The following is a 17,901-nucleotide window of genomic DNA, read 5'->3' as shown; positions in this document are numbered from 1 at the left end:
GAGTTATTGATTAAGTTGTTGTAATAATTTTTTTGTTTTCAGAGTCAGTTCTTCTTCATTAATATCTTTTCCGATTAGAGAGCTTCCCAGCCCTGCTGCTATGGCACCTCCATTGAGCCATTCACTGATATCTTCAGTTTCAGCATGGATTCCTCCGGTGGGCATAAAATTCATTCCCGGAAAAACAGGCTGTACCGATTTGATGTAGTTCTTTCCTAAGGCATCAGCCGGAAATATTTTAACCAGTGTTAACCCATTCTGATGCGCGATATTGATATCAGAAGGGGTAAAGCAGCCCGGAATCAGAAGGAGATTTTTTTCGAGAGCATGGTTTACCAATGCTTCACTGATAACCGGTGTAATGATGAAATCTGCTTTTGCGTTAGCATAATCATCCATTTCCTGTATGTTTTTTACCGTCCCGATTCCTAACAGAAGATCAGGAAATTCTGTATGGGAAATTTCTTTCAGCTTAGTGAAATTTTCCAATGCCTGATGACCGCGGTTGGTATATTCTATCACACGGATTCCTGCTTCGTATAAAGCTTTTACGATATTTTTTGAGACCTCAAACGATTCGTTATAAAACAACGGAACGATTTTCTGTTCTTTTATTTTTTGTACTATTTCACTCATAATGTTTCGAAATTAATGCTTTCATCAATGGTATCTCCTTTTACAAAAAGCTTTTTAAAAGCAACTTTTGTCGCATCTTCCAGGATCTGCTGATCAGGATTTCCTTTTAAAATTCCATGAATTAAAGCGGCCATGAAAGAATCACCGCTTCCTACTCTTTCTTTAATGGTATCTGAATTATATTTTTCTGAAATCAAAAGCTGTTCATCAGCAAATAAGGTGGCAAAGTAATTCACCTGTTCCCCGTTTGTAAAGCGGAAGGTATTCGCAATTTTTTCCACATCCGGAAATTGCTTCCTGATTTCCAATGCTGTTTTTTCAGCCTGTTTCAGAAGGTTTTCATCATCGAAATTTCCGTTAAGCTCATATTTAACCGGAATATCCAGGAACTGCCCAACAGACCAGATATTTCCCATAAGAACGTTCACAAAAGGCATCAGCTCTTTAATTTTGTGAGGATTCTGGTTTTGCCAAAGCAACGCTCTGTAATTCAGATCAAGAGAAACCGTAATATTTCTTGTTCTGGCTTCTTTCATGATCTGTAAACATTTGCGGAATGCATTGTCACTCAAAGCCGGTGTGATGGTACTGATATGCAGCCATTTTACCTCTGAAAATATCTCATCATCACTGAAATTTTCAAAATCCGATTGGGTAAAAACAGACGGAAAGCGGTCGTATACTACTGAAGTGTTCTGCATATCTCCATCAGAAGAAAGGTAAAATGTTCCTATTCTCCCTTGAGTTTTTTCTGCAAGAACTTCTATTCCTTTATTGTTAAGCTGAAATTCTAAGTGATTTCCAACAAAATTCTCAGGTAAAGCTGATAATAATTTCACAGAATTCTTCCACTGGGAAAGTGCTGCCGCTACATTGTATTCGGCACCGCCCACATACATTTTCAGAGACTGCTCGTTCAACCAGTTTCCTTCGGAATCCGGGGCAAAGTGGAGAAGCAGTTCCCCGAAACATAGTATTTTCGTCGAGTCCTGCATGGTATTAGATTTCAAAATAATTTTTTGTATTGTGATAACAGATATCCTGAATGATCTTTCCTACCCATTTTTCATCATCGGGAAGAAGACCTCTTTCCATTTCACTTCCGAACAGATTGCACAAAAGCCTTCTGAAATAATCATGTCTTGAGAATGACAGCAGGCTTCGGGAATCGGTCAACATGCCGACAAAAGTGCTTATCAAACCGATATTGGAAAGTGTGTTCATCTGTTTGGTCATCCCGTCGAGCTGATCAAGAAACCACCAGGCTGCTCCAAACTGTACCTTGGATTTGATTCCTCCTTCATTGAAGTTTCCGGCAAGGGATGCCAGAACTTCATTAAATGCCGGATTCAGATTGTATATAATGGTTTTGGCCAGTTTTTCTTCTGAATTCAATGCATCCAGCAAAACGCTCAATCGCTGTGCATAATATGGTTCTCCAATGGCATCATATCCTGCATTGGCTCCCATTTTTCTGAACATTTCTGAATTGTTGTTTCGGGTTGCCCCTACATGAAACTGCTGTACCCAGCCTTTTTCTGCATACATTTTGCAAAGCTCTTTCAGCATATAGCCGCATAAGGCATCCGGATCGGAAAATGTTGAAATATTCCCTTTCAGGAATCCGGAAAATTCTTTTTCAAGGTTTTGATTCCACTTTGTGGTATCCGGGAAATATTCAAAACCGTGATCAGCTACTTTTGCTCCTGCTTCCACAAAATAATTGATTCTGGACTGAAGTGCATTCAACAGATCATAAGCTGACACGATGGAAAATCCACATACTTTTTCAAGCTTTTTAATTCCTGAAAGATACTGTTCAGGATTAATCATATTGATATAGGCATCAGGGCGGAAAGCCGGAAGAACAGCTGTGTTAAATCCACTGTTTTTTAAAGCCTTGTGATGAACCAGATCATCAGCAGGATCATCTGTAGTGCACAACGCTTCTACCTTAAAATTCTGAATGATGGATTGTGGTAAAAAGCCGTTTGTCTGCAGACTTTCATTCATCTGATGATACACCGTATCTGCATTATTGGGTGATAAATACTCGTTGATACCAAAAGGATTTTTGAGCTCCAGATGCGTCCAGTGAAACAAAGGATTACGAAGAGTATACGGTAACACTTCTGCCCATTTCATGAATTTTTCCTGATCTGAAGCATTTCCTGAAATAAACTGTTCATCAATACCAAAATTTCTCATGGCTCTCCATTTGTAATGGTCACCATCCAGCCAGATAGCTGCTGGAGAACGGAAGTTTTGATTGGCAGCAATAACATCCGGCTCAAGATGATTGTGATAATCAATAACCGGCATATCTTTAGCATAACCGAAATACAGATTTTCTGCTTTTGCTGATTCAAGCAAAAACAATTCTCCGAAAACGTCTTTATTTTTAGTGGAATTACTCATTATTTGTTGTTACAATCCTGGATTTTAATTGTCGTTTATTTCTGACTTCATGAAAGCCGGCATTTTAAAAACAGAACCCTTAATGAAACCACTAAGGTCCTGTTTGATGATATGAAGAAATTAGCTTTTTATACTCCGCTGAATGCGCTGAAACCTCCGTCAACAGGAATCAGTGCTCCTGTGATGAAACTTGCAGCATCTGAACACAGAAACTGTACAACCCCATTCAGTTCTTCTACTTCTCCAAATCTCTGCATGGGTGTTTTGGCCATTACTTTTTTACTTCTTTCGGTTAAGCTTCCGTCCGGATTCAACAGAATAGCACGGTTCTGATCACCAATGAAAAATCCTGGTGCTACAGCATTAACGCGTATTTTATCTCCGAATTTCAATGCCAGATCAGAGGCCAGCCATTGGGTAAAATTGGTGATTGCGGATTTGGCGGCAGAATATCCGGCTACTCTTGTAATTGCTGAATAGGTGGCCATGGAAGAAATATTAATAATGTTTCCGCTTCCCTGCTCCGCCATTACTTTTCCGAAAACATAGCTGGGGTAAACTGTCCCGTTGATATTGAGATCGGTAACCTCAGCCCATCCTTTCATATCCATATCAAAAAATGACTGTTCGGGTGATAAGGTTGCTGACGGAATGTTTCCACCCGCTATATTGAGTAGAATATCAATGCTGCCATACTTTTCTTTTATTTTCAAGGAAGCGGCTTCAAGGCTTTCAATATCCATCACATTGGCTTCTACAGCAAGTGCATCCCCGCCCAAATCTGTCAGTTCTTTTACCCGGGCATCCAGTGTTTCCTGGTTTCTTCCCAGTGCGACAACTTTTGCTCCGGCCTCTATAAAACTTTTGGCAAGGCTGCCTCCCAAAACGCCTGAAGCCCCTGTGATGACTGCTACTTTGTTTTTAATACTAAACAGGTCTTTCATTTTACTTTTTACTATTTTATTACAAACGCAGATTAATTTTTCTGTAATTCTGACTGAACGGCAGCCATTACTCCTTCTATCTGGCCCAATGCCAGCATTCTTCCTAAAAATGAGTAACCGGGATTATATCCTTTGTCAATATCTTCCGTTAAAAGTCTACCATGGTCAATCCTCATAGGAAGATCAGGATTTTCTTTTTCGAATACACGGATCACTTCAATGAGCTTTCCTCTTCCTCCCAGATGATAAGCCTCGATGAAATCGCCGTTTTCAAAGACATTTGTACTTCTCAGGTGAACGAATTTGGTACGGTGAGCAAATTTTTGCGCAAGCTTTGGAACATCATTCTGAAGGTTGGCACTGAGAGATCCGGCACAGAAGGTTACTCCGTTGTGAGGGTTATCAACAGCCTGCAGCAGCCAGTCAATATCTTCTTCATTGGTCACTATTCTTGGTAATCCCAGTAATGAAAAAGGCGGATCATCAGGATGTACACACATCTGGATACTCCATTTTTCACAGACAGGCATTATTTTTTCAAGGAAATATTTCATGTTCTGACGAAGCTGATGCTTATCTATACCATCGTACAAAGCCAGCAGACTTTTGAACTTTTCTACAGGATTCAATTCACCTTCTTTGATATTTCCATTCACGAATCCCTGTGTTTTTACAATGACTGAGTCTATCAGGTCATGATTATCTTTTTCTGTTAATGTATTTTTTAATTCTTCTACTTTTTGAAGGGTTTCCGGACTGTAATCGTTTTCTGCACCTTCCCTTTTAAGGATATGAATTTCGAAGTACGCAAACTTGGCTTTGTCAAAATAAAGTGAGGATGAACCATCTTCCCATTCGTGAAAAAGATCGGTCCTTGCCCAGTCGAGAACAGGCATAAAGTTGTAGCAAACTGTTGTAACTCCTGCTTTACCCAGATTTTCAAGGCTTGTGATATAATTTTCTATTAAAGAGTCACGGTCCTCACCTCCGTATTTGATGGCTTCGCTTACGGGAAGACTTTCCACAACAGACCAGCGAAGTCCGTGGCTTTCTATATAGTTTTTATAATCATTGATGGACTCTGAATTCCAGATTTCTCCGTTTGGGATATCGTGCAGGGCAGAAACAATTCCTTCTACTCCTATTTGACGAAGTGTGCTGAGTGCTATTTTGTCTTTTTTGCCAAACCAACGCCAGGTTTTTTCCATAGTTTTAAAATTTAATTCAGATAAACAAAGCAGGTGCTTTTCACACCTACTCTGTTACTGATATGAATGTAGAATGAAATTAATTGTATCCCGGATTCTGATATTTTGCTTTAATATCTGCCGATACTTCCATGGCATCGATCTGGTTCTGAGGAATCGGTCTCAGATAATGAAATGGTTTTATCGTTCTAGTAACCGTTTGCGGAGCATGATCTCCATAAGAAGCTCCTCCAATCTGATAACTTGCCGCATAATCTCCCCACTTCTGTGTACGTACCAGATCATACCATCTGTAGAATTCTCCGTAATATTCACGGGATCTTTCTGCAAGGATATAATCAATGGTAATTACAGATGGCGTAGCAGCAGTCATTGCGGCACTGTTATCTGCTACATAAGCGGTATTCTGTGCATTATTGAACTTCCATTTGCCGGCACGGGCACGGATGACGTTGATAAGATCTCTGGCTGTCATAGCTCCTGAAGCCCCTTTTACAGATGCTTCTGCGGCAATAAAATAGAATTCTGAGAATTTGGCAACGCTGAAAGGACGTGTTAATCCTGCATTCGGATATCCTAAGCCGTTTGGATCATCGGTACGGTAAGTTCCTATTTTCCAAAGACCAGGATATACAATTCTGCTGATTCCGTTCGGTGCAATGACCCAGTCTGCTCTTCCTGACAGAGTTCCTGCTCCCACACCACTTTGCCCTGCTCCCGTAGGATAAGAAGGAGTCTGGCTGTCATCATTAAGGAAGCTTAAAATAGCACCTCCTGGCTGTACAGGCAGATTATTGGCATTATAAAGTACGGGAACTGTAGTTAATCCCGTTCCATTCTTGTTCCAGTTTCCTCTGTAAGTGGTTACAAAAGTTCCGTCATAACGGGAATCGTTGGTTTTATCTGCAAAAGTATTTTTAATAACTCCCAAGGTAGGACACATACGAACCCAAGGACGTCCCAAAGGCTGTGATGCTTCTCTCTGTACGGGGCTAACAATGTCTGCCCCTAACCATGCTGTTGTTTTACTACTTTTGATGGCAGTATAGTTCCAGGTCTGCATCCATGCTGCAAAATTGTCCGGAGCCCAGCCTGATCCGAATCCTACAGGATCACTTTCGTTATAGTATGTGCTCGATTGAGTATGATCTGCATACAACATCGATTCGGTATTTCTGTCATTTGAACCTACATTCACATCATAGAAGGTAGGCTGAAGCGCATAAGGACCGGGATTGTTGATTCCTTCCAAGGCAATATCATAAGCCTGCTGAAAATACCATTGGGCATTGTGTCCGTCCGGGTCAGTTCTTGCTGCTTCAGGATACGTTGGAATTCCGTTTGGATTCTGCAGCCACCATCCGTAAGTAAGATAGGCTTTGGCAAGCATTAGTCTTGCTACATTTTTAGTGACACCTCCGGTTACCCTTGGTGATGCCGGCAGATTTTCTATTGCTTTTTTAAGGTCAGCAAAAACAGTTTTTGTGTATACTTCCGGTACGGTATTTCTTACGGAAGAGGTGGAAGGTAAAGTGTTATATTTCAGTTCTCCTGTTCCTAAATCCAGTGGAACTCCTCCATACGTTTGTACAAGCATGAAATAGTAAAAACCGCGGAAGAAACGGGCTTCAGAGATCATAGATTCTGCGATTCCGAATCCTGGTCCTTTTTCAATAATTCCGTTGGCAGTATTGATATACGGGAATACAGAGTTCCAGACCATACTTGTAGGAAAGGTATTGGAATTGATAATCCCGTTTCCGGACATATCTAATTCCTTAAAGTTACCGTCCGCACTCTGTGCCCAGGTAGATTCGTCAGTTCCGTTCTGACAATTGCTCATAAAGTAGCCATTGCCGTACAGTAATCTCATCTGCCTGTATAAAGCCGTAAATCCCTGATTAACACCATCCGGTGTATTAAAATAATCAGCGGTATATATTGATCTTGGCTGTTCATCAAGAATTTCATTACAACCTGTAAATGTTAAGGATAAAAAGATTGCTCCTAATAACAGTTTTTTATTAAAATTTATCATGACAATACAGTTTTAAAAGGTTAAGTTAAGTCCCATTAAGTAATTTCTTGTGGAAGGGTTATTGGTTCCTATAACAAGCTGGCGGCTCTGATATCCGCTTACCGCCTGATTTTCATTTCCGAAAGAGTTCGGTTCCGGATCCATCCCTGAGAACTTATGATACGGTGAGAATAGTACAACAGGATTGGTTACGGTGAAGTAAATTCTTAAGCTGGTAATTTTCAGGTCCTTTAAAAAATCTTTGTTAACATTATATCCTAAGGTAATGGTACGAAGCTTAAGATAAGAAGCATCAAACATAGCTAAAGTAGAAGAATACTTCGGATTATCACCACTCAGATGGCGCCCCGGACGTGGAAAATAAGCTCCTGTATTGTCTTCTGTCCAGTAGTCTACATCTACGTTATTCCCTCTTCCCGTTAATCGGTTAAGATAACTTGCAGATCCATAAATGGTACTTACCAAAATTCCCCCATGCTGGAAAGCTCCGACTGTGCTCAGTTCAAAATTTTTGTAAGCAAAGCGCATATTAAATCCTCCCTGGAATTTCGGAGCCGTATCAAAAATCTGTCTGTCATCCGGTCCAATTGCTCTTACCGGTGTTCCGTCAGCATTATAACCTCCGGTGTAAAGAACTTTGATAGATCCTACAACATCTGCAGCAGTACCCGGTTCCAGAATATTCTGGTAAGGATCGCCTGCCTGCCAAAGACCGATGTACTGATAATCGTATAATGAATTGATATTATGCCCTACAAACCATGAGTTATTGATGTCACGTTCTGTTCCTGATGCAAGCGATAAAATTTTGTTTTTATTGGTATAGAAATTAACTCCTGCTTCCCATGTAAATCCATCCGGATTATCGAAAATAACCCCGTTTAAAGAAACTTCAACTCCTTTATTTTCTGTTTCTGCTACATTCGAAACAATGGAAGACCATCCGCTTGATGCCGGAAGGCTTTTCTGTGTTAACAGGTCATAGGTATGGGTTTTGTAATACTCCATACTCCCCGTAAGGCGGTTGTTCAAAATCCCGAAATCTACTCCGTAGTTTTGTGTTTTTGAATATTCCCATCCCAGGCTTGGGTTAGGCGGCTGATTTCCATATATCCCTGTACTTCCTGCACTTCCGTAGTTATAAGGAGCAACGTTAAATCTTCCCATCGTAGAATATGGATCCACTGCCTGATTGGAGGTCTGTCCCCATCCGGCTCTGAATTTAAGGAGATTAATCACTTTGATATTCTGCATGAAAGATTCATTGGTAACATTCCATCCTAGTGATAATGCGGGATAGGTGTGCCACTTGTTTCCCGGAGCAAGCCTTGAAGACCCGTCAGCACGAAGTGTCGCTGTAAGCATATACCTGTTATCATACGTATACATGATTCTTCCCATCGCTGAAAGCAGGCCTGTTTTCCAGTACACCTGGTCTTCAGGTCTTACGGTAATATCAGCCTGAGGCGACTGCCCTAAGTTATAATACTGGAAAAAGTCTGCCGGAACATTCTTTGCACTCATGTATGAGCTTGTATACTTATTCTGTTCTGCTGAATAAAGTGCTACAGCATTTACTTTATGCTTACCAAATGTACGGTCATACGTTAAAAGGTTTTCCAACACCCAGTGGTAGGTCTGGTTATTCCCTCTTCCGGCGGCGGAAGGACCTAGAGGATTCGTATTAAAGACTCCTACACCGGAGTAATTTCCGCTGTTTGAAGTACGGTAATCCAACCCTACATTTAATCTGTACTTTAATCCTTTGATCGGAAGGCTGGCTTCCCCGTAAAGATTGTTATAGGATGCGAAGGCCTTGGTCTCATCGATATATTTATCTCCCAGATTCCCCAGGCTTCCTCTTGTATAAATCCATGTCTGATCGATACCGCCAGCTGTACTCATTACTCTTTTCGGAGTTCCGTCCGCATTGTAAGGATTAGCAATAGGAGAATATCCTAAAACAGCTCCCGGGTTTACCCCATTTCCTTCAGAAACGGAATAGTTTGTATTGGTAGTGAAACCGAACTTAAAGATAGATCCCACCTGCTGATCAATCGCCATACGAAGAGCAAATCTTTCATAACTTTGAATAGGGATTAATGCGTTTTGCTTGAAGTATGACAAGCCTACATTATAATTTCCACCTTCTGTTCCTCCAGATACGCCAATATCATGACTGGTCATCATGGCAGGTTTATAATACAAACTTTGCCAGTCTGTATTAACACTGCTATTTTCATCCGCCCCGTTGGAATACAAAGGTGTTGTATTTCCTGCTGGAATGGCATAAGCACGCAACTGCGCAAATTTAGGGCCATCCATCATCGGATATTTTGAAAATAAGGTCTGAACTCCTGTAAAGGTGTTATAACTGAATTTAGGTCTCTGTCCTTTTGCCCCTCTGTTGGTGGTAACAAGGATAACACCGTTTGCTCCTCTTGATCCATAAATGGCTGTAGCAGAAGCATCTTTGAGAATATCAATACTTTTGATGTCACTAGAGCTTATATCTCCCAGTGATCCTACGAAAGGAATACCATCCAATACAATCAACGGGTTATTATCTCCTGTAAGAGATCGTGTTCCCCTGATACGAATCTGCATGGCAGCACCCGGTTTTGTAGATGTTTGCGAGATATCTACCCCAGCTGTCCTTCCCTGTAATGCCTGGGTAATGTTGGCAGAAGGTACTTCACGCAAGGCATCTCCTTTTACAGTGGCTACAGAACCTGTCACAGCTTCTTTTCTCTGGGTTCCATATCCTATCACAACAACTTCATCTATTTTATTTTCTTTAGCTACTGTATCTTTCTTAACCTGTGAATATGCTATGCCGCAAGGCAACAGAGTCATTGCAAAAAACAGTGCTGCTCTATTGCTTTTATTGAAATAAAATCGGTTCATAATTATTATTTTAATATTAGTTGTTGAATAAAAGGCTCTTTAATAATTATTGTGTATAAAAATCCTTAGTGTTTATAAGCCTTTTATTTTTAATTATATATACATATTCACGATGGCTTCAAACAATTCCTGTTTTCCGCTTTTTGGCTGTGGTTCGCCGATTTCGTGAGCTATTCTCTGCAGATCTTCCAACGTAAGAGTACCTTCCTCGAATGCTTTTCCGTTTCCTTTATCAAAAGAAGCGTAGCGGTCTGTTCTCAGCTTTTTATAATCTGAATTTTCAAGGATATCAGCCGCTGCCAGAAGACCTTTAGCAAAAACATCCATTCCTGAAATGTGAGAAATGAATAAATCTTCAGCATCAATAGAATTTCTTCTGATTTTGGCATCAAAATTCACCCCTCCGGTTCCCAGACCTCCTGCCGGAAGCAGAACAAGCCATGCCTGAACCATATCATAATAATCGATCGGGAATTGGTCTGTATCCCATCCGTTCTGATAATCTCCCCTGTTGGCATCAATACTTCCTAAAAGTCCTGCATCAACTGCAACCTGAAGCTCATGTTCGAATGTATGGCCTGCCAATGTAGCGTGATTTACTTCGATATTCAATTTGAAATCTTTGTCTAATCCGTAATGTCTAAGGAATCCGATTACTGTTTCAGAATCATAATCGTACTGATGTTTGGTAGGCTCCATCGGTTTTGGCTCAATCAGGAAAGTTCCTTTAAAGCCCTGCTGGCGGGCATAGTCTCTTGACATGGAAAGGAAACGCGCAAGGTGATCTTTTTCACGCTTCATGTCTGTGTTCAAAAGGCTCATATATCCTTCTCTTCCACCCCAGAAGACATAATTTTCACCACCAAGCGCTATCGTTGCATCTATTGAGTTTTTCACCTGAGTTCCTGCACAGGCTACTACATCAAAATTTGGATTGGTAGAAGCACCGTTCATGTATCTTTCATGAGTGAAAACATTGGCTGTCCCCCATAAAAGCTTAATTCCTGTTTCCTGCTGCTTTTGTTTGGCGTATTCCACGATAGTCTGCATATTTTTCTCGTAGTCCTTCCAGTTGCTGGCAGGGTCTACAAGATCGATATCATGGAAGCAGTAATAATTGAATCCCATTTTAGACATGAATTCGAAACCTGCATCCATTTTGTGCATTGCTCTGGTTACCGGATCGTTTCCGATATCCCATGGGTGGTGAATGGTAGGACCTCCGAAAGGATCACTTCCGTTGGCACATAAGGTATGCCACCATGCCATCGCAAATCTTGTCCAGTCTTTCATTGGTTTTCCCATCACGATCTTTTCCGCATCATAATAGCGGAATGCCAAAGGGTTCTTACTTTCTTTCCCTTCAAACTTAATTTTTTCAATACCTGTAAAAAACTCTTTTGTACCTGTTAAAGTGTTCATATTTATTTGATTATTTTTATTTCTGTTTTTAATTTTTTGCGTAGAAATTCCCTTCTCACTGATTCTGAAAAGTCAGTAAGAGGATGAAAAATGCTGTGTAATGGTCCTAGATTATTTCGTTAAGATGATGTTTCCATCTGGCATAGGCTTCTAAATATTGTTCCTGTTTTTCGTGTTCGGGCTCTATCACCGCTATTTTTTCGAGTGAAGAGAATGCTTCTCTGGAATCTGAATAAAATCCTATTCCCATTCCGGCAGCTCTTGCTGCTCCTACCGCTCCATCGGTATCATAAAGTTCGATAACCGCGTTGCTGACACTGGATAGCGACTGGCGAAAAATCGAACTTAAAAACATATTGGCATTTCCGGCACGGATCACCTGGATATCCATGCCTATATTTCTCATGATATCCATTCCATATTCGTAAGAGAATACAATACCTTCCTGTGCTGCCCGAAGAATATCGCCTTTTGAATGGATATTAAAGTTTATTCCGTGAATTGAACAGCTTGTATCCTTATTTTCCAGCACTCTTTCAGCTCCGTTTCCAAAAGGAATAATGCTTAATCCTTTAGATCCGATGGGTGAAAGTGAAGCCATATCATTCATATCACCATACGAAGAAAGCGAAGTTGCAAAATTGTGCTTCAGCCAGGAATTTAAAATTCCGGTTCCGTTGATACACAGTAAAACCCCAAGCCTGATCTGTTCCGGTGTGTAATTGACATGGGCAAATGTATTAACCCTTGATAATTTATCATATTCCAGCTGGTCCAGCACTCCATAAACCACTCCTGAAGTTCCTGCTGTAGAGGCAATTTCTCCAGGGTTAAAGACATTCAGGGAAAGCGCATTGTTGGGCTGGTCTCCTGCTCTGTAAGAAATAGGTGTACCTTCCTTTAAGCCTAATTCTTCTGATGCTGCCTTTGAAACTGTTGCCTGAATACCAAATGTAGGTACAATTTCCGGGAAGAAACTTTCAGGAATTCCATAGTGGTTAATAATATCTTCTGAAATGCAGTTATTCTTAAAATCCCAGAATATTCCTTCTGATAAACCTTCAATGGTCATTCCTATCTGCCCTGAAAGTCTCATGGCAATATAGTCTCCGGGAAGCATTATTTTATCTATCTTTTCAAAGATCTCAGGTTCGTTTTCTTTTACCCAGGCAAGCTTTGATGCTGTAAAGTTTCCCGGTGAATTCAACAGATGTGAAAGACATTTTTCTTCTCCTATGGTTTTGAAAGCCTTTTCACCATAAGGTACAGCACGGCTGTCGCACCAGATAATGGATGGTCTTAAAAGGTTCTGATCTTTGTCTACAAGGATCAACCCATGCATCTGCCAGGTAATCCCGATTCCTTTAATATCTTCTGCATGTACTCCGGATTCATGCATGACAGCTTCGTGTGCCAACTTCAGATTGATCCACCAGTCTACCGGATTTTGCTCTGCCCATCCGGGATTTATAGCAGTGATTTTCATCTCTTTTTTGGGAGAAAATTCAGAAGCAATCACTTTTCCGCTGGACGCCTCAATGAGACACACTTTCACAGAAGAACTGCCAATGTCATAGCCTAGTAAGTACATAATTTTTTAAAGGAATTATTTTATAAGTTTTGTATTGTTTTTCTTGTAAATCTTTGCATCAAACCTGTAATATCTTGCTGCACGGTGTGATACATCTTTTTGAATTTCATCCAAGGGAACAATATAGGGGAATGAAGATATTTTTTTATGGAAATTTTTGATATCAATATTCTTTTCATTTAAAGCGCTATAGAGCTGATAGAGCTGTCTTATGGTGAATCTTTTTGGCAGCAGTTCGAAAATAATGGAGAAGTCAGATTCAATCCATTTTCTGATCTCCATTAAAGATTCATTGATAATCTTGTTATGATCAAAAGGCAGTAAAGGAACCTCATCAACAGGATACCAGTCTACGGTTTCATATTTTGTACTGTTGATCTTGTGATCTATTTTACAAAGAGAAAGGTAAGCAACTGTAATAATCCTGTCTATATGATGTTTATATTCCTGATCCATCCATTTGATATCATGCGCATTGCTTGCTCTCATAGGATCGGCAAAGCATTTAAACTGCTTGAGAACCATTTTTTTTATCCCTGTAAGTTCATGAAGTACTCTTTGTGCAGCATCGTCTACATCTTCATCACTGAAAATTAAGCTTCCTGGAAGTTTGATCTGTTTTTCCAACGGTACATCATCAACATGGCGTTGTACTAGTAATATATTCAACCGGTTTTCATGGTCAAATCCAAATACAACACAATCTACAGAGACATAGGTATGGATAAAGTTCTGATTCATTAGTTCGTTAACATTTTGGTAACATTACAAATATAAAAATTCATCTGAATAAAAAAAATAAATCCGCTATTATCTACTGCTTATCAATGATTTACATATCGAATTTTTATGATATGAATTGTATAAAAAATATGATAAGGTTATCATTGTTTTTACACTTACTTATTTCATAAGATATGAATTCACAATCAATTGCAATTTTACAATACTCTTAAAAAGATTATTTTTTTCCGAATAAATATTATGATAAGAAGAGTTAATTTTTTTTTCATTTTAGACGAAAAAAAAATGTAAAAAGCACACTTTTCATTATTAAAAAAGAGGTAAATCTTCATTTTGGATTACCATTTTTTACACTCTAACTACAAATAATTACGAAACAATTAACTTAAACAACAATTTAATATCATAATGCAAACATGAAAAAGTGGTATATAAGCAACGTGTTTATTTGAAAATTTCATGAATACAGGTAAAAAAACTGTACATGTTTAACTTGTCCAGTTTTCTTACGAAAAGCTTCCTTCAATGTTTTTCCAGGGTTTTAGGGATAAATTCCAAGCTCATTTCTGGATCAGATAAACCAAAGATCTGTTGTAATCCTGAAAACATGGCAATGTCTCTATCCAACCATATAAGCAATTTCTTTCATATGATAGCAGATAAAAAGGTTAGAGATGGTCTTGGATATTCTTATAATATAAAAAAACCTCCCGTGTCAATAGGGAGGTTAAAGTTCAAAATGAATTATAAGTAAAGTGATGTGGTGTTAAACAAGTTTTCTCTTCAAAACTTCCTTTAGTATTAACAATGCCTGTGCCATATACATCACCGTTTAAAGAAATCTCTATTTTTGTGGTACATTTTGATATCATTAACTTAAATCAAATTTTATATCATTTTTCTTCAGTACTTATCTATTTTTCTAAAACAGTCTGTTATGCAATGATCTCAAAGCTTCTACCTTAAAAGCTGAAGGAACTAATAATGAAATATTATTTTCACTTCCTCCGTAGGAGATCATTCTTATTGGAATATGTTTTACTGCTTCAGAGACAATAGTTGCATATCCGTGATTATTTTTCCTGAAATCCCCCACAATACATATAATAGATTGCTCACTGTCAATTTCAACAGCTGAAAAGGTGTTTAGTTCTCTTATAATTTCAGAAAGATTTTCCGTTTGGTCAATGGTTAGAGAAACAGCTACTTCAGAAGTTGTAATCATATCTATAGGTGTTTTGTATCGTTCAAAAATTTCGAAAACCTTTCTCAAAAAACCATAGGCCATCAGCATACGTGAAGATTGAATACGGATAGCCGTGATTCCATCTTTAGCAGCTATTGCCACAATTTGATTTTGATTGGTAGCCTCTCCAGAAATCAATGTTCCGACGGCAGATGGATTCATGGTATCTAATAACCTTACAGGAACATTATATTTTCTGGCAGGAAATACACTTTGGGGATGAAGGATTTTAGCGCCAAAATACGAAAGTTCGGCTGCTTCATCAAAACTAAGTCTCGCTATAGATTTTGTATTTTGTACATATCTCGGGTCATTATTATGAAAACCATCAATATCTGTCCAGATTTGAATTTCTTCTGTCTGTAATGCTGCTCCCAGCAAGGAAGCGGTATAATCAGAACCTCCCCTTTGCAGATTATCAATTTCGCCCTGAGCATTTCTGCATATATACCCTTGGGTAATGAATAAAGTATCTTCCGGATATTTTGCAATTTCAACAGCTGCCTGTTTTCTTATTTCATCAATATTAGGTTCTTTGTCTTCATCAATTACCATAAAATCTAATGCTGATAATAATACAGAAGAAACTTCTTTTTCTTTTAAGTATAAATGAAAAAGGGTCGTTGAAATAATCTCACCTTGCGCAAGAATAATACGTTCTGCCGTAGAAGAAAAATTTTTATGTTTGAACTGATAAAAAAGATCAAAAATCTTGTCAATAAAAGCTAAAGCTTCCAAAATTCCTTTTTCAGTTTTAAATAATTCATTTACAAATTTTATATATTTCTGCTGTAGGCCATCAATATGCTTGTAGGCCGCTTCAATATCTTTGTTTTCATAGAGCTCAGATAATTTCACCAAATCATTTGTTGTACCTGAAACAGCTGACAAAACCACCAAATGTTTATCTGATTGCTGAGATCTGATTATTGGTAATAACTGTTCGATACGTTCCGGACTTCCTACTGACGTCCCTCCAAATTTCAATACTTTCATAATAAGATTAATTGTTAATTTTTATCAATAAAAAAAAGGAGCCTGTCGTGATGACAAGCTCCTTTTTTATTTAATTTCTAACCAATAGGAAAATGACTCACGACGTTGGACGTAAGTACTGTTTCTTTCCTTTTTTTAAGTTAGATAATATCATTTTCTTTTTTTGCTGGGCAAATATACACTTTTTTGTTAATCTTTATAAAAAAAGTACGAGTTAAATTTAAAATTCTTATCATGAGTTTTCAGATAGGAACAATAAAACGCAAGCAATTTCATTGTATTCTATTTTTAACCAGAAACGCTGCAATTCTCTACAAATTTTTCAAACTTCCGATCGGTATTTCTCATTACGGGGCCATGACCAAAACAGATGATAGCAGGGTTAAGTGTTGCCAATTTCTTGAGCGATTGGACATTTCGCCTTTGATCTGATGTAAATATATTGGGTGGGAGCCTCAAACCAACTGCTGTGGTAAGCAAATTCATATTTGTGGCCACATCTCCGATGATCAATACTCCATCCCGCTCACGGAATAAAGAAATATGACCTGCAGAATGGCCAGGGGTCTCTATTACCCGAAAATCTCCAATGATATCATTTTCAACAATTGTCTGCTTTACTTTATGTCCCTGACCTGCCCAGTACTTTTGCTGTAGCTTTGCTATCCAATGCTGTGGAGTTGGATAGTCGTTGGTTACCATACCTGTTTCAGTTCTAAAAACTTCGTTAGGATGACAGAGTAATGGTATTTCAAACTCAGCACAAATCTGATCACTACAACCCTGATGATCTGCATGGGCGTGAGTCAGTATATGCTGATAAACGGGAATTTTCTGGACAGCTTTCTTTACAGAGCGATATGAACTCCGTATTCCGGAATCTACCAATACACCCTCAATAATATAGCAATTGATGCTATTTCGTGGCATTAATGAAATCTGAAATACTTCGGGAGCAATTTGACGTAACATATTTTTTTTGTACAAATCTACAGTGCTACCTAAGATAACATAAGGACATTTGTCCTATAATATATTGGGTCTGTGTATTTGTCCCTTCGCCCGTGTAAGCGATCTCTGGGTGATGCCCAGGTAAGATGCCAGATCCTGGGTTGCAACTCGTTTTACGAGTATAGGTTCGTTAGTGAGAATATAACTATATTTATCCAAAGCCGACCTATTATTATAATTAATCATATAGCTTTCTTTTTGGCTATACTCACTTTCCATCACTGATTTTATAACTTCGTTCCAAGCAGTCACGTGGGTAAGCAACTGTTGATAATCCGGGAAATTAATTCTATAAATTATACTATCTTCTATAGCCCTGATGCTCCTTATTGATTTCTTCTGTTGTACAAACTCCTGAAAAGAGGTAACAAACTCATTCTCAAATTTGAAACAGGTTACATTTTCTTTACCATCCTTATCAAGAGCATATGCTTTTACTGCACCACAAACAATAAATCCAATATAACGGCATGATTCGTCCTCACGAATAAAAAAGTCTCCTTTTTTTAAACGAATCGGTTTAAAAAACTGTAAAGAAAAGTTGACTTCCTCAGTTGATAATTGTCCTGTTGACGATAAGTAATTTTCCAATACATTACTCATTTCTATTATTTATATTTACTATTGTTATTAAAATTCTATAAATTACATGTCCAATCCATTGGGCAAGTATTACGTCCGGTATTATTAAAATTGGCTTTTATACCTTCCTGAAATTTAGTAGTCATGGAAAATAAATG

The 17,901-nt window shown here is 38.6% G+C and carries 13 protein-coding genes; all 13 read right to left on the bottom strand.

What is annotated here, in order from left to right:
- Positions 1 to 3: 3 nt before the first annotated feature.
- The 13 genes from PZ898_RS02670 to PZ898_RS02610 all read right to left on the bottom strand — a co-directional run bounded on the left by PZ898_RS02670 (position 4) and on the right by PZ898_RS02610 (position 17,764).
- A complete protein-coding gene (locus PZ898_RS02670) occupies positions 4 to 636 on the bottom strand; it encodes a bifunctional 4-hydroxy-2-oxoglutarate aldolase/2-dehydro-3-deoxy-phosphogluconate aldolase (RefSeq protein WP_277694710.1) in 633 nt (210 codons plus the stop codon).
- On the bottom strand, positions 633 to 1,631 hold the full coding sequence (locus tag PZ898_RS02665; protein WP_277694709.1) for a sugar kinase: 999 nt from the start codon (positions 1,629 to 1,631) through the stop codon (positions 633 to 635). Before PZ898_RS02665 ends, PZ898_RS02670 begins: the two co-directional genes overlap by 4 nt.
- A 4-nt stretch (positions 1,632 to 1,635) precedes the next feature.
- Positions 1,636 to 3,054 carry a glucuronate isomerase gene (uxaC, locus tag PZ898_RS02660; protein ID WP_277694708.1) on the bottom strand — a complete coding sequence of 473 codons (1,419 nt, stop codon included), beginning with the start codon at positions 3,052 to 3,054 and terminating at the stop codon, positions 1,636 to 1,638.
- A gap of 128 nt (positions 3,055 to 3,182) precedes the next feature.
- Positions 3,183 to 3,998, bottom strand: coding sequence for an SDR family oxidoreductase (locus tag PZ898_RS02655; protein ID WP_277694707.1), 816 nt, complete (start codon positions 3,996 to 3,998; stop codon positions 3,183 to 3,185).
- A 32-nt stretch (positions 3,999 to 4,030) separates the two neighbouring features.
- Complete coding sequence (gene uxuA / locus PZ898_RS02650; RefSeq protein ID WP_277694706.1) at positions 4,031 to 5,206, bottom strand: mannonate dehydratase; 1,176 nt, start codon at positions 5,204 to 5,206, stop codon at positions 4,031 to 4,033.
- A gap of 79 nt (positions 5,207 to 5,285) precedes the next feature.
- Entirely contained in the window at positions 5,286 to 7,244 is a 1,959-nt protein-coding gene (locus tag PZ898_RS02645) for a RagB/SusD family nutrient uptake outer membrane protein (protein ID WP_277694705.1), read from the bottom strand.
- 12 nt (positions 7,245 to 7,256) lie between these two features.
- Positions 7,257 to 10,151 (bottom strand): SusC/RagA family TonB-linked outer membrane protein, encoded by a 2,895-nt coding sequence (locus tag PZ898_RS02640; RefSeq protein WP_277694704.1) that lies wholly within the window; start codon positions 10,149 to 10,151, stop codon positions 7,257 to 7,259.
- 93 nt (positions 10,152 to 10,244) lie between these two features.
- Entirely contained in the window at positions 10,245 to 11,573 is a 1,329-nt protein-coding gene (gene xylA, locus PZ898_RS02635) for a xylose isomerase (protein WP_277694703.1), read from the bottom strand.
- A 106-nt stretch (positions 11,574 to 11,679) separates the two neighbouring features.
- The gene (locus PZ898_RS02630; protein ID WP_110009769.1) at positions 11,680 to 13,164 is read right to left on the bottom strand and encodes an FGGY family carbohydrate kinase; all 1,485 of its coding nucleotides are present in this window, start codon (positions 13,162 to 13,164) and stop codon (positions 11,680 to 11,682) included.
- 15 nt (positions 13,165 to 13,179) lie between these two features.
- Positions 13,180 to 13,905, bottom strand: coding sequence for an NUDIX domain-containing protein (locus PZ898_RS02625; protein ID WP_062669895.1), 726 nt, complete (start codon positions 13,903 to 13,905; stop codon positions 13,180 to 13,182).
- A 925-nt stretch (positions 13,906 to 14,830) separates the two neighbouring features.
- Positions 14,831 to 16,150, bottom strand: coding sequence for an aspartate kinase (locus PZ898_RS02620; protein ID WP_062669897.1), 1,320 nt, complete (start codon positions 16,148 to 16,150; stop codon positions 14,831 to 14,833).
- Positions 16,151 to 16,438: 288 nt separating this feature from the next.
- Positions 16,439 to 17,122 carry an MBL fold metallo-hydrolase gene (locus PZ898_RS02615; protein ID WP_062669899.1) on the bottom strand — a complete coding sequence of 228 codons (684 nt, stop codon included), beginning with the start codon at positions 17,120 to 17,122 and terminating at the stop codon, positions 16,439 to 16,441.
- Positions 17,123 to 17,176: 54 nt separating this feature from the next.
- A complete protein-coding gene (locus tag PZ898_RS02610) occupies positions 17,177 to 17,764 on the bottom strand; it encodes a Crp/Fnr family transcriptional regulator (protein ID WP_277694702.1) in 588 nt (195 codons plus the stop codon).
- Positions 17,765 to 17,901: the final 137 nt, after the last annotated feature.

This window comes from Chryseobacterium sp. WX, from assembly GCF_029542485.1.
GTDB classification, from domain to species: domain Bacteria; phylum Bacteroidota; class Bacteroidia; order Flavobacteriales; family Weeksellaceae; genus Chryseobacterium; species Chryseobacterium cucumeris.
The sequence above is the reverse complement of the archived record's forward strand: the minus strand, read 5'-3'. Positions and strand labels throughout refer to the sequence as shown.

What these genes read in the sequence shown, in the direction of transcription:
- PZ898_RS02655 (WP_277694707.1), bottom strand. Translation starts at nt 3,998, where the DNA reads ATGAAAGACCTGTTTAGTATTAAAAACAAAGTAGCAGTCATCACAGGG.
- xylA (WP_277694703.1), bottom strand. Translation starts at nt 11,573, where the DNA reads ATGAACACTTTAACAGGTACAAAAGAGTTTTTTACAGGTATTGAAAAA.
- uxuA (WP_277694706.1), bottom strand. Translation starts at nt 5,206, where the DNA reads ATGGAAAAAACCTGGCGTTGGTTTGGCAAAAAAGACAAAATAGCACTC.
- PZ898_RS02645 (WP_277694705.1), bottom strand. Translation starts at nt 7,244, where the DNA reads ATGATAAATTTTAATAAAAAACTGTTATTAGGAGCAATCTTTTTATCC.
- PZ898_RS02610 (WP_277694702.1), bottom strand. Translation starts at nt 17,764, where the DNA reads ATGAGTAATGTATTGGAAAATTACTTATCGTCAACAGGACAATTATCA.
- PZ898_RS02625 (WP_062669895.1), bottom strand. Translation starts at nt 13,905, where the DNA reads ATGAATCAGAACTTTATCCATACCTATGTCTCTGTAGATTGTGTTGTA.
- uxaC (WP_277694708.1), bottom strand. Translation starts at nt 3,054, where the DNA reads ATGAGTAATTCCACTAAAAATAAAGACGTTTTCGGAGAATTGTTTTTG.
- PZ898_RS02615 (WP_062669899.1), bottom strand. Translation starts at nt 17,122, where the DNA reads ATGTTACGTCAAATTGCTCCCGAAGTATTTCAGATTTCATTAATGCCA.
- PZ898_RS02640 (WP_277694704.1), bottom strand. Translation starts at nt 10,151, where the DNA reads ATGAACCGATTTTATTTCAATAAAAGCAATAGAGCAGCACTGTTTTTT.
- PZ898_RS02665 (WP_277694709.1), bottom strand. Translation starts at nt 1,631, where the DNA reads ATGCAGGACTCGACGAAAATACTATGTTTCGGGGAACTGCTTCTCCAC.
- PZ898_RS02630 (WP_110009769.1), bottom strand. Translation starts at nt 13,164, where the DNA reads ATGTACTTACTAGGCTATGACATTGGCAGTTCTTCTGTGAAAGTGTGT.
- PZ898_RS02620 (WP_062669897.1), bottom strand. Translation starts at nt 16,150, where the DNA reads ATGAAAGTATTGAAATTTGGAGGGACGTCAGTAGGAAGTCCGGAACGT.
- PZ898_RS02670 (WP_277694710.1), bottom strand. Translation starts at nt 636, where the DNA reads ATGAGTGAAATAGTACAAAAAATAAAAGAACAGAAAATCGTTCCGTTG.